The organism is Blautia sp. MCC269, assembly GCF_018785655.1.
In the GTDB taxonomy this organism is placed as follows: domain Bacteria; phylum Bacillota; class Clostridia; order Lachnospirales; family Lachnospiraceae; genus Blautia_A.
On sequence record NZ_WQQE01000013.1, the window covers coordinates 232,044 to 244,350 of the forward strand.

Here is a 12,307-nt window from a genome sequence, read left to right on the forward strand (position 1 = left end):
AAATAAACACAATAATTCCAAGGAGGAAAAGATTATGCCACTGGTTACATCTAAAGAAATGCTGTTAAAAGCACAGAAGGGCGGATATGCAGTAGGAGCTTTCAATGCAGAGAACATGGAGATGGTGAAAGCAATCATCCAGGCAGCTGAGGAACTGAAAGCGCCGGTTATGATCCAGACAACACCATCTACGATCAAATATGGTACTGTTGAAACTTACGCAGCAATCGTAGCAGCAGAGGCAGCCAAGGCTTCTGTTCCGGTATGCCTTCATCTTGACCACGGCAGCAGCTTTGAACTTGCAATGCAGGCAATGCATGCAGGTTACACATCTGTCATGATCGACGGTTCCAAACTGGATTTTGAAGACAATATTAAAGAGACCAAGAGAGTTGCAGACGTAGCAGCAGCTCTGAATATCCCATGTGAGGCTGAGCTTGGTAAAGTTGGCGGTAAAGAGGACGACCTTGAGGCTGAGGCAGATACCAACACAGATCCGCAGGAAGCAAAGGAATTCGTAGAGCGCACAGGTGTTACTTCCCTGGCAGTTGCCATCGGAACCGCACATGGCTTCTATGTAGGAACACCGGTTCTTGACAAAGAGCGTTTAAGTGAGATCCGCGAAGTTGTAGATATCCCGCTTGTTCTTCACGGAGCATCCGGACTCAGTGATGAGGATGTCAGCGACTGCGTAAAACGTGGTATCTGCAAAGTTAACTTTGCAACGGAGCTTCGTGCAGCATACTCCAAGGCAGTGAAAGAGACATTTGCAGAGAACGAGAACACCATCGACCCGAAAGCATACGGAAAGAAAGCCATCCAGGCAGTGAAAGAGCTGGTTGAGGCACGTATGAAAGTCTGCGGCTGCGATGGAAAGGCAGAATAAGGAATTTCTGTAAAAAGCAGAAACGGAGTGATCAGTATGGCAGCAACCATGAAAGATATTGCCAAGCGGACGGGACTTGGGCTTGCAACGATTTCCTCTTATTTTAATGGCGGAAACGTAAGAGAAAAAAACAGAGTAAAGATCGAGGAAGCCATCCAGGAACTGCACTATGAGGTCAACGAGGTGGCCAGAGGACTTAAGACCAATGCTACCAAGACCATCGGTGTGGTGATCCCGGAGCTTAACAATACCTTTTGTGCGGAGATCATCACAGAGATGGAGGATGTGCTAAGGAGTCACGGATATGCCACCATCGTCTGTGACTGCCGTACCGATAAGAAACTGGAGCGGGACGCGGTGGAATTTTTAAGCCGGAAACGAGTGGACGGGATCATCAGCATGCCGGTGGACGCCGAGGGTAATCATCTGAAAAAATTCCAGAAAATCGGGAAGCCCATCGTACTTATTGACCGCAGGATCCAGGAGCTTTCCTGTGACAGTGTCCTTGTGGACAACGAGAAGGCGGCTGAGGATGCCATGAGAGTCTTTTTTAAGGCCGGGCACCGTAAAATCGGGATCATCGGCGGCCCGGAGGGAATTTCCACAGCTCAGGAACGTCTCCAGGGGTACCGAAGCGCATATGAAAAAGAAAATCTTCCGGTACGGGAATCTCTGATCTATCACGGCGACTATACCATTCAGGGCGGCGTGAGAGGGATTGAGAAACTTGTGGCGGATAATCCGGATATGACAGCCGTATTTGTTACCAACTATGAGATGACCATGGGGGCGGTGATCGGAATGAATGAGCTGAATCTTAAAATTCCGGAACAGCTTTCCATGATCGGTTTTGACAATCTGCAGTTTGCCAGAGCCTGCAACCCTAAGCTTACCATTGTGGCACAGCCTACACCGGGCATTGCCAGGGAAGTGGCAGGGATCATGCTGAAACGTCTGGAAGAGGCAGAAAGCGAAGAAACGGAACCGATCACAGAGAAGCTTGGCGCGGAAATTATTATGGGGAAATCCGTGCGTGTGCTAAAGGAGAAGGAGAATTCATAATGAAACCATATTTACTTGGGATTGATATCGGCACCAGTGCCTGCAAGGTTGCGGTTTTTGAGAAATCAGGAAACGTAGTGGCAGCAGCCAATGGTGACTATCCGGTATATTATCCGAAAGAAGGCTGGGCAGAGCAGAATCCGGAAGAATGGTGGAGTGCTGTCTGTCAGGCAGTAAAAAAAGTGATCGAAAAAGCAGGGATCCAACCGGAGGAGATCGCAGGTATCGGCATTGACGGCCAGAGCTGGTCAGCCATCGCCATGGATAAGGACGGAAATGTTCTTACTAACACCCCAATCTGGATGGATACTAGAGCACAGTCTATCTGTGACAGACTGAATAAAGAGATCGGAGCAGATCAGATTTTTGAAGTATCCGGTAACTCCCTTCAGCCATCCTACACAACTGCAAAGATCCTCTGGTATAAGGAAAATCTCCCGGAGGTTTACGAAAAGATCGACAAGATCCTGCAGTCCAACAGCTACATTGCATACAAACTGACCGGTGTGATGAGTCAGGATGTTTCACAGGGGTACGGTCTGCACTGCTTTGACATGAGAAAAGCAGCCTGGGATGAGGACATGTGTAAAAAACTTGGAATCCCTGTGGAATTTCTTCCGGAGATCTGCGACTGTGACCATGTTGTGGGAACGGTTACAGAAAAAGCAGCAGAAGAATCCGGTCTTGCTGTGGGAACACCGGTTGTTGCCGGTGGTCTGGATGCAGCATGTGGAACACTGGGGGCCGGAGTAATCCATCCAGGTGAGACACAGGAACAGGGCGGACAGGCTGGCGGAATGAGTATCTGCATGGATAAGTACAAGGCAGATCCGAGACTGATCCTTGGTTATCACGTTGTTCCAGGACAGTGGCTCCTTCAGGGCGGCACAACCGGCGGCGGTGGTGTCATGCGCTGGTTTGAACGTGAGTTTGCAGATTATGAGCGCTCTGTAGCTGAGGAAAAAGGGTCTTCCCTGAATCAGCTCAATGAGATTGCGGAAAAAATTGCTCCAGGCAGTGACGGTGTGGTATTTCTTCCCTATATGTCCGGCGAGCGTTCCCCAATCTGGAACCCGAACGCAAAAGGTGTATTCTATGGACTGGATTTTGCCAAGACCAAGGCTCATATGGTACGTGCCTGCATGGAAGGCGTGGCACTTTCCCTGAAGCACAACCTTGAGGTGGCAAAAGAGGCAGGAGCAGATGTGGAAGTTCTCCGCGCAATGGGTGGATCCGCCAACTCTCTTCTCTGGACCCAGATCAAATCCGATATTACCGGCAAACCGATTGTAGTACCGTCCTCCGATACAGCCACAACCCTTGGCGCAGCCATCCTGGCAGGTATTGGCGTTGGAATGTATCAGGATTATGATGAAGCCATCCGCCTTACCGTAAAAGAAACAAGAAGACATGAACCGAACCCGGATAACAGGGCCGTTTATGAGAAAACCTATAAAACCTATTTAAATCTCTATAAATCTCTTGAACCTATGATGAGAAATGAGGAGGAAAAATAATCATGAAAGCAGCAGTAGTAGTAGCAAATGAAGATGTCCAGTACCAGGAAGTGGAAGAACCACAGGTAACTCCGGGTCACGTAAAGATCAAAGTAAGATATTCCGGAATCTGTGGATCTGATATCCCGCGTGTATTAAACCACGGCGTACATTTTTATCCGATCGTACTTGGACATGAGTTTTCCGGTGATGTAGTGGAAGTCGGAGAAGGCGTTACCAAGGTAAAAGTCGGCGACCGTGTATCCGGTGCACCGCTTCTTCCATGTATGAAATGTGACGACTGCCAGAAAGGTAATTACTCCCTCTGCAAACATTACAGCTTCATCGGTTCCAGAGAGCAGGGAGCAAATGCGGACTATGTAGTAGTTCCTGAGAAAAATGCCGTACCGTTTGCAGACAATGTTCCATATGAGCAGGGCGCTATGTTTGAGCCTGCAACCGTAGCCATCCACGGTGTATTCCAGAATGATTACCACGGCGGTGAGTATGTGGCAATCCTGGGCGGCGGTACCGTTGGTATGTTTACCATGCAGTGGACAAAGATCTTCGGCTCCAAGAAAGTCGTAGTTTTTGATATCAGCGATGAGAGACTTGCCCTTGCAAAACGTCTCGGCGCAGATGAAGTCATCAACACAAAAGAAGAAGGCTACATGGAGAAAGCTATGGCCATCACAGGCGGCAAAGGATACGGCTTCGTATTCGAGACAGCCGGACAGGTTCCGACCATGCACATGGCATTTGAGCTTGCGGCAAACAAAGCACATGTATGCTTTATCGGTACTCCTCATGAGAACCTTACTTTCACACCGAAACAGTGGGAGAATATGAACCGTAAAGAGTTCAAACTTACCGGTTCCTGGATGTCCTACAGTGCACCATATCCGGGACGTGAGTGGGATCTGACCGCGCATTACTTTGCAACCGGCCAGCTGAAATTTGATCCGGGCTTCATCTACAAGAAGATCCCGATGAGCCAGGCACAGGAAGCATTCCAGCTGTTCAAGACCCCGGGCCTTGTAAAAGGAAAGATCCTTCTTTCCAATGAGGAAGACTGATATGATCCTGACTGTAACGTTAAACGCTGCCATTGACAAGCGTTATGTAGTAGATGATTTTAAAGTGGGCGAAGTGAACCGGGTACGGGAATGTACCTATGTTCCCGGCGGAAAGGGACTGAATGTCTCCAAGCCGGCGTCCATTTACGGTGCCGAAGTGGTTGCCACAGGTTTTGTGGGCGGCCACGCAGGCAATTATATTGAAGATGCCCTGAAACCTTTTGGCATCAAGAGCGCTTTTTACCATGTGGACGCGGAGAGCCGTTCCTGCATCAATATCTGGGATGAAGTGAATCACGTGCAGACCGAATTCCTGGAGCCGGGATTTACTCTCACAGAGGCAGACTTTGAGGGATTTGAGAAAAAATTCCGCGAGCTTGTAAAAGACGCTTCTGTTGTTGCAATGTCCGGCAGCGTGCCCAAAGGACTTGACGGAACTGCCTATCAGCGTCTTGTGAAGATTGTCAAAGACGCAGGAAAACCGGTGATCCTGGATACCAGCGGAAAGCTTCTGGAAGAGGGAATCAAGGCAGCACCAACACTGATCAAGCCCAATATCGACGAGATCCGAATGCTTACGGGAAAGCACTGTGATGACATCAACGATATCATCGAAGCGGCAAAAGCCATCCATGCCGGTGGCGTGGAGATCGTAGCGGTTTCTCTTGGAGCAGATGGCTCCCTGGCAGTTGGCGAGGAGGGGATTTTCCGTGCGATAGTTCCGAAGATCGATGCAGTAAATACTGTAGGCTGTGGAGATTCCATGATCGCAGGTTTTGCCCTTGGATTAAGCGAGGGACTTTCCCTGGAAGAGACCCTGCGCAGGGCCAGCGCAATCTCAGCGGCAGCAGCCATGCGTGAGGAGACCGGTTTCTTTGTGATGGAAGATATGGAGAAACTTCTTCCACAGATTGAAATCAAAAAATTATAGAGGCTGTAAAACAAGTTTATAATAAGAAAAATTTTTTCATAAAAAAGGAGATGTAAAGATGGCAGAAGTTATCAATCCGGCAATCGTGCCGAAAGTGACACTTCCTTCCGGCGAACAGGTTCCATGCGTCGGAATGGGAACCTTCGGTTCCGACCGTGTATCCGCCGAGGATGTATCTGCAGCTGTTGCAGGCGCGATCCGCAGTGGTTACCGTATGTTCGACTGTGCCGCATGCTACGGAAACGAGCATGAGATCGGCCAGGTATTTAAGGAGGCGTTCGACGAAGGCGTTGTAGAGCGTAAGGATCTCTTCATCATGACAAAAGTATGGAACGACATGCACAGAAGAGTAGAGGAAGCCTGTGACAAGAGCATCAAAGACCTTCAGTGTGACTATGTGGATATGTATTATATCCACTGGCCATTCCCGAACTATCATGCACCGGGATGTGATGTAGATTCCAGAAATCCGGATTCCAAGCCGTTCAGTGTTGAGGAGTTCATGGATACATACCGTCAGTGCGAGGCTCTGGTAGAAAAAGGAAAGATCCGTTACATCGGTATTTCCAACATGACCATTCCGAAACTTGAGGCAGTTCTTCCACTTATGAAGATCAAACCTGCAACCTGCGAGCTTGAGCTGCATGTATGCTTCCAGCAGCAGGAGCTTTATGATTATCTGGTAGCACATAACATCCAGCCGGTAGGTTACATGCCGATCGGTTCCCCGCGCAGACCTGAGAGAGATATCTGCCCGGAGGATGTTGCAGATCTGGAAGTACCGGAAATGCAGGCAATCGCAAAAGCACATGGGGTTCACCCGGCTCTGATCGCTCTGAAATGGGCACATCAGAGAGGCGAGATCTCCATTCCGTTCTCTGTCCACAACTATGCAAGCAACCTGAAATGTGTCACAGAGGATCCACTTACAGATGAGGAAATGGCAACCATCGCAACTCTGGAAAAAGGCAACCGTCTTGTAAAAGGCCAGGTATTCCTGTGGCATGGTGCAAATGACTGGCATGACCTTTGGGATGAGGATGGCGTTATCGTAAAATAATAAAAATATGCAGGAAAATCCCGTATCCCATATGTTGGATGCGGGATTTCTTTGTATTTAATTTGGACTAAGAAACTCCGTTGTAAATTTTAACCAAACATGTTAACATATAAAAAGAATTAACAGTTATTGTTCACAGAAAGGACAGTAATCTTACCAATGAAAATGACAGAGACGGGGGGAAGAATCTGTCAGGGGGATGTGCAATAAAAACAACAGAAACTGATCAGAGGGGGACAACAGAAATTATGTATCGTATTTTACTGGTAGATGATGAGATACTTGTTCGAGATGCGATCCGGGAGAATATTGACTGGAAAGCAATGGACTGTGAGCTGGTAGGAGACTGTGATAACGGGAAAGCAGCAGCGGAATTTGTACAGAACCATCCGGTGGATATCGTGCTTACAGATATCCTTATGCCATATATGGATGGTATGGAACTGAGCCGTTTTCTCCATGATAATTATCCGGACATCGTGATCGTGATCTTCAGCGGATTCGGAGAATTCGAGTATGCCAAGAAGGCGATCCAGTATGGTGTCAGTGAATATATGCTGAAGCCGGTGACAGCCATGGAACTCAGAAATGTTATCGGAAAAATGAAGGAGAAGGTGGACCAGCAAAGAAAAGAAAAAGAGAAGCTGGAACGTCTGACACAGACTTCCGAGAATTATCAGAAAAACGCCATTGTGATCCGTTCCAGAGCGCTGCAGGGCTTTGTGGATAATATCAAGACACGGCAGGAAAGTCTGGAAGAGCTTGCAGCACTGGGAATCGATCTTGAGGCAGCATGCTATCGTGTGGCTGTTTTTGATCTGGATCTGTATTCGGACGGCAGTCAGCTTACTGCGGAGAAACGCCAGGAGAGTGCACTGATGTCTTTTGTCCTTTTTAATATCAGTGATGAGATCATCAGCAAAGAAAAAGCAGGAGTGGCATATCAGGCCGGAAATAACAAGGTCGGTGCTCTTTTCATGGGAAACCGTACCAGAGAGTTTGAACACAAGATCATGGAGATCTGCAGGACGATCCAGGATAAGCTGAAGGAACTGATGTCGTTGGATATTTCTATCGGTGTGGGAAGCTGGGCTAGAACTCAGCAGGAGCTTCGTGCATCCCATGAACTTGCAGAGAAAGCTATTGAATATCGTTATCTTCTTGGAGGAAGCCTTCTTATTGATATGGAAGAACAGCCGGAGGAAAAAAATCTTTCCATTAAAGCTTATGTAGAGAAGCTGGCAGCTGCTCTGAAAGCGGGTAAAAAGGAAAACGCAGAGCATATTCTGGAACAGATCTCTTCTGAGATCAAGGAAGCGCGGGTGGATAAGAGTCGTGCCTGCGTGTATCTTCAGCAGATCATCCGTGCAGCAGATGAGACCTGTGAGGATATGGTTCCGGACAACAGGCTTTTTTCCAAAAGAGAAGCACTTCTGCAGCAGGTTACGGAGCAGAATTCTTTTGACAGTGCTGTTGAACTGGTCAGGAATCATATCGGAGAAATTTTCCAGACACTTTCCGATGCAAACAGCTCCAGCGGTCAGCGTCAGGCAAGACTTGCCCTGGATTATATCCAGAAGAATTATATGGATCCGGATTTAAGCCTGAACAGTATCTGTTCTTATCTGAATATCAGTACCAGCTATTTCAGTACGATCTTTAAGGAGCTTACAGGAGAGACATTTACAGAGGTTCTGATACGTACTCGTATGGAGAAGGCGAAGGAGCTTCTTGAGAATACAACTATGAAGAATTATGAAATTGCCGAGAAAGTCGGATTTGCAGACCCCCATTATTTTGGGATCTCCTTCAAAAAAATGACCGGCTGCACACCGACAGAATATGCGAGGGAGAAGCGTAAATGAGAGATATCCGTTTTGCGGCAAAGCTCATAGGGAAATTCAAAAGCATCCAGAGTGCGATCTTTGCGGTAGTGACGGTGCTGCTTTTAAGCGCAGTGCTGGTCATAACAGGCGTTTCCATGAGATATACCCGCAATTCTATTTTTGAAAATTCCTCAGTCTACACCCAGAATATCGTACAGCAGATGAATCAGAATATTGATTCCTATATTGATTATATGGAAAATATTGCATATATGATCTCCAGTAACGAAGACGTACAGCAGTATCTTTTTGGCGACAATGTGGATGATGGAACAAGAGAGCGTCTGATCAATCAGTTCAAGACTATTCTGGACGGGCGAAGTGATATCCGAAATCTGGGAATCATTGGAATTAATGGGCGGAAACTGATCAACGACGGCAAACAGTCTGTGAATCCGGATCTGAAACTTTCCACCCAGGAGTGGTACCTGGATGCTTTGCAGAAGCCGGAAGGCCCGCTTCTTACATCTTCCCATGTACAGCACATCATCAGCGGAGAACGCCCGTGGGTGATCACTTTAAGCAGGGGGATCCGTAATTTTTCCAACAGTGGTGAGAAAGAGGGAGTCTTTTTTATTGACCTGAATTACAGTGCCATCAGTGAACTCTGTGATCAGAATACGATTGGGAAAAAGGGATATGCATTTATTCTGGATGAAAGCGGAAATATTGTATATCATCCGCAGCAGCAACAGCTTTACAATGAATTGCAGACGGAGAATATCGACCTGATCGTGGAATCAAAAGAAGATACGGTGCGTACCGGAAAGGGAAACAGAGGAAAGCTGTATTCCATTTCCAGATCCAATAAAACCGGATGGACCGTTGTGGGCTGTATGAGCGTCAGCGAGCTTCTGCGAAAAAGTAATCAGGCGCAGAGTATTTATGTACTTATATCTGCACTTCTGATGATCGTGGCTCTGCTTTTTTCAAGATTTCTGGCAAAGAGTCTTACCTATCCCCTTCAGCGTCTCAGGGATTCCATGTCCAGGGTACAGGAGGGGCATTTTGACGGAGCAGATGTGGAGATCGATTCAGAGAATGAGATCGGAAGCCTGACGAAATCTTTCAATATGATGACACATAGGATACAGGATCTTATGGAGCAGAACGTGAAGGAACAGGAAGCAAAGAGAAAAAGTGAGCTTAAGGCCCTTCAGTCCCAGATCAATCCTCATTTTCTCTACAATACCCTGGATTCGATCATCTGGATGGCAGAGGGCAGAAAGTACGAAGAGGTTGTTCTGATGACAGCATCCCTGGCGCGTCTTCTTCGTCAGAGCATCAGTAATGAAGATGAAGTGGTTCCTCTTGCAAGGGAAGTGGAGTATGCCAAGGGTTATCTTACGATCCAGAAGATGCGTTACAAGGACAAGCTGGAATTCGAGATCGATGTAGAACCTTCTATATTAAATATCCCTCTGATCAAGCTGGTTCTCCAGCCGATCATTGAAAATGCCATCTATCATGGACTGAAATATAAAGAGAGTAAGGGACTTTTGCAGGTAAAAGGCTTTATGAAGGACGGAAATGCAGTTCTTCAGGTGATCGACAACGGTGTAGGTATGGATGAGGAAACATTGTCACATATTTATGATAAGCATAAGGTGAATTATCATTCCAATGGTGTGGGTGTTTACAATGTACAGAAACGTCTGAAGCTTTATTATGGAGAAAATTACGGGATCACCTATGAAAGTGAAAAAGGTGTCGGAACCACTGCCACGATCATCATTCCGGGAATACAGGAGGAATCAATATGAAAAAACATAGAAAACTCCTGACTTTAGGAGTGGTCATCTGCCTTATGGCGGGGCTTGTAGCCGGAATAGTCTATTATAAACAGGTAGAAGAAGAGAGAAAACTATCGCTGATCTATATTCCGAAGGTTGTGGACGGTACCAATGATTTCTGGACATCACTGATCCAGGGGGCGGAGATGGCTGCAAAGGAATATAATGCAGATATCCGCGTATGGGCACCTGAGGAAGAGAATGATGTGGATGGGCAGAATAAGCTGATCGAAAGGGCAACAGAAGAAAAACCGGACGCGATCCTGATCTCGCCGTCCAGCTTCACTGAATCCGACCAGCTTTTGAAGAAGGCAAAGGAACAGGGAATACATATCGCATTTATTGATTCTTACACACAGGAAGAGGTCCAGGATCTTACCGTTGCGACCGATAATCTGGAAGCGGGACAGATCCTTGGCAGGTTTGCGAAGGATCTTGTGGGAACGGATGATCAGATTGCGATCGTTTCACATGTAAAGGGTGTATCTACAGCAGTTGAAAGAGAAAAAGGTTTCCGGACAGGACTTGGCAGTCTGAAGGATAATATCGTAGATGTGGTATACTGTGATTCTCGGTATGACAAGTCCTATGAGCTTACCAAAGAGCTGATGAAAAAATATCCGGATCTCAAGATGATCGCGGGAATGAATGAATATTCCTCTGTAGGTGCTGCAAGAGCAGTAAAGGCAGCAAAAGCAGAGAATCGGATCAGGGTGGTGGGAGTAGACAGCTCACAGGAGGCCGTCCAGCTGATGGAACACGGAATCTTCCAGGGAATCGTTGTACAGAAGGCATTTAAAATGGGGTATGTGGGTGTTCGGGAAACTGTTAAGATGCTGCGTGGAGAAGACTATAAGAAGAATATTAATTCCGGGTGCCAGCTTGTGACTCCTGACAATATGTATACCAGTGAGATCGAAAAACTGCTTTTTCCGTTTAATACGTTAAAAACATATGGTGATCTTACACCGTAAATAGTCATAAATGCACAAAGAAAAGGGTTAAATATTTACCATACAGTAAATATTTAACCTTTTTTTGAAAGATATTCTATTACAATTATTGATTTTTGACGGTATTATAATAACCAAGAAAACACAAGATACGTGCAAAACGTGAGGAGGGTAAAAATTGGAAAACTTAAAACAAAATCCAATCGTTAAGAAGCTCGGATTGAACAGAATACTGCTTGTCTGTGTTCTGATTCTTATGTTCCTGGTTTTTAAAGTAGTTCTTGGAAACAAGTTTCCGGCTGTTGATAGTATCAGATCTACTTTGAACTATGTGTACTTCCTGGGCTTTTTGTCACTTGGCGTTACATTCGTAATCGCTACAGGAGGAATCGATTTCTCCATCGGACCTGTAATGTTCTGCTGTGCACTGGTATCCGGTTACTGCATGACATCTTACAAGGTTCCATGTGCAGTTGCCATGATCCTTTGCATTCTGATCGGTCTCTGCTTTGGTATTTTCAATGGCTGGATGGTTTCTTACATGTCAGTGCCACCATTCATTATTTCCATGGCATCCATGAACATTGCAAAAGGTATTGCTTCTGTATTCACAAAAACACAGTCCGTAAGCTGGCCGGCAGCCAGTGAGGCAAACGGCTGGTTCCGTAATATCGTTTCCGTAAATGGCTTCCCTGTAGGAATTGTTATTTTCCTGGTAATGGCAGTTATCTGCGGTATCGTTCTTTACAACACAAAACCAGGACGTTACATCCTCTGCCTTGGATCTAACAAAGAGGCTGTCCGTCTTTCCGGTGTCAACACAAAGAAATGGGAAATGCTTGCTTATATGATCTGCGGATTCCTGGTAGGTATTGCAGCACTCTTCTTTGTAGCTACATACACAACTGTTCAGCCAGGTTATGGCGATCAGTACAACAATGAGGCTATTGCAGGCTGCGTTATGGGTGGTACATCCATGGTTGGTGGACTTGCTTCCATCGGCGGTACTGTAATCGGCGTATTTATCATCTCTCTTCTTCAGCAGGGCATTATGGCATTTGGCCTTGGTAAAGGACAGCAGATGATCATCACAGGTATCATCGTTATCGTTGCAGTTTATATCGACGTTTCTGCAAGACGCAGAAAGAACTGATCTTAGAGGGA

The 12,307-nt window shown here is 46.5% G+C and carries 10 protein-coding genes; all 10 read left to right on the forward strand.

Features of this window, described 5'->3' with window-relative positions; translation table 11 throughout:
- Positions 1-34: 34 nt before the first annotated feature.
- The 10 genes from GPK88_RS05890 (at position 35) to GPK88_RS05935 (ending at position 12,296) form a co-directional block, all read left to right on the forward strand.
- A complete protein-coding gene (locus GPK88_RS05890; protein WP_118061953.1) occupies positions 35-886 on the forward strand; it encodes a class II fructose-bisphosphate aldolase in 852 nt (283 codons plus the stop codon).
- Between the two features lie 36 nt (positions 887-922).
- Positions 923-1,948, forward strand: coding sequence for a LacI family DNA-binding transcriptional regulator (locus tag GPK88_RS05895; RefSeq protein ID WP_215707591.1), 1,026 nt, complete (start codon positions 923-925; stop codon positions 1,946-1,948).
- The gene (gene xylB / locus GPK88_RS05900; RefSeq protein ID WP_215707592.1) at positions 1,948-3,465 is read left to right on the forward strand and encodes a xylulokinase; all 1,518 of its coding nucleotides are present in this window, start codon (positions 1,948-1,950) and stop codon (positions 3,463-3,465) included. Before GPK88_RS05895 ends, xylB begins: the two co-directional genes overlap by 1 nt.
- A gap of 2 nt (positions 3,466-3,467) precedes the next feature.
- Positions 3,468-4,520 carry a galactitol-1-phosphate 5-dehydrogenase gene (locus tag GPK88_RS05905; RefSeq protein WP_021977843.1) on the forward strand — a complete coding sequence of 351 codons (1,053 nt, stop codon included), beginning with the start codon at positions 3,468-3,470 and terminating at the stop codon, positions 4,518-4,520.
- A 1-nt stretch (position 4,521) separates the two neighbouring features.
- Positions 4,522-5,451, forward strand: a complete 930-nt coding sequence (gene pfkB / locus GPK88_RS05910; protein ID WP_021977844.1) for a 1-phosphofructokinase — start codon at positions 4,522-4,524, stop codon at positions 5,449-5,451.
- Positions 5,452-5,509: 58 nt separating this feature from the next.
- Positions 5,510-6,511, forward strand: coding sequence for an aldo/keto reductase (locus GPK88_RS05915; RefSeq protein WP_215707593.1), 1,002 nt, complete (start codon positions 5,510-5,512; stop codon positions 6,509-6,511).
- A 248-nt stretch (positions 6,512-6,759) separates the two neighbouring features.
- Positions 6,760-8,376, forward strand: a complete 1,617-nt coding sequence (locus GPK88_RS05920; protein ID WP_215707594.1) for a response regulator — start codon at positions 6,760-6,762, stop codon at positions 8,374-8,376.
- Positions 8,373-10,160 (forward strand): cache domain-containing sensor histidine kinase, encoded by a 1,788-nt coding sequence (locus tag GPK88_RS05925; protein WP_215707595.1) that lies wholly within the window; start codon positions 8,373-8,375, stop codon positions 10,158-10,160. The genes GPK88_RS05920 and GPK88_RS05925 overlap by 4 nt, the downstream gene beginning before the upstream one ends.
- On the forward strand, positions 10,157-11,164 hold the full coding sequence (locus tag GPK88_RS05930) for a substrate-binding domain-containing protein (RefSeq protein WP_215707596.1): 1,008 nt from the start codon (positions 10,157-10,159) through the stop codon (positions 11,162-11,164). Before GPK88_RS05925 ends, GPK88_RS05930 begins: the two co-directional genes overlap by 4 nt.
- Before the next feature lie 157 nt (positions 11,165-11,321).
- Complete coding sequence (locus GPK88_RS05935; protein WP_118070955.1) at positions 11,322-12,296, forward strand: ABC transporter permease; 975 nt, start codon at positions 11,322-11,324, stop codon at positions 12,294-12,296.
- Positions 12,297-12,307 lie beyond the last annotated feature (11 nt).

What these genes read in the sequence shown, in the direction of transcription:
- GPK88_RS05890 (WP_118061953.1), top strand. Translation starts at nt 35, where the DNA reads ATGCCACTGGTTACATCTAAAGAAATGCTGTTAAAAGCACAGAAGGGC.
- GPK88_RS05895 (WP_215707591.1), top strand. Translation starts at nt 923, where the DNA reads ATGGCAGCAACCATGAAAGATATTGCCAAGCGGACGGGACTTGGGCTT.
- xylB (WP_215707592.1), top strand. Translation starts at nt 1,948, where the DNA reads ATGAAACCATATTTACTTGGGATTGATATCGGCACCAGTGCCTGCAAG.
- GPK88_RS05905 (WP_021977843.1), top strand. Translation starts at nt 3,468, where the DNA reads ATGAAAGCAGCAGTAGTAGTAGCAAATGAAGATGTCCAGTACCAGGAA.
- pfkB (WP_021977844.1), top strand. Translation starts at nt 4,522, where the DNA reads ATGATCCTGACTGTAACGTTAAACGCTGCCATTGACAAGCGTTATGTA.
- GPK88_RS05915 (WP_215707593.1), top strand. Translation starts at nt 5,510, where the DNA reads ATGGCAGAAGTTATCAATCCGGCAATCGTGCCGAAAGTGACACTTCCT.
- GPK88_RS05920 (WP_215707594.1), top strand. Translation starts at nt 6,760, where the DNA reads ATGTATCGTATTTTACTGGTAGATGATGAGATACTTGTTCGAGATGCG.
- GPK88_RS05925 (WP_215707595.1), top strand. Translation starts at nt 8,373, where the DNA reads ATGAGAGATATCCGTTTTGCGGCAAAGCTCATAGGGAAATTCAAAAGC.
- GPK88_RS05930 (WP_215707596.1), top strand. Translation starts at nt 10,157, where the DNA reads ATGAAAAAACATAGAAAACTCCTGACTTTAGGAGTGGTCATCTGCCTT.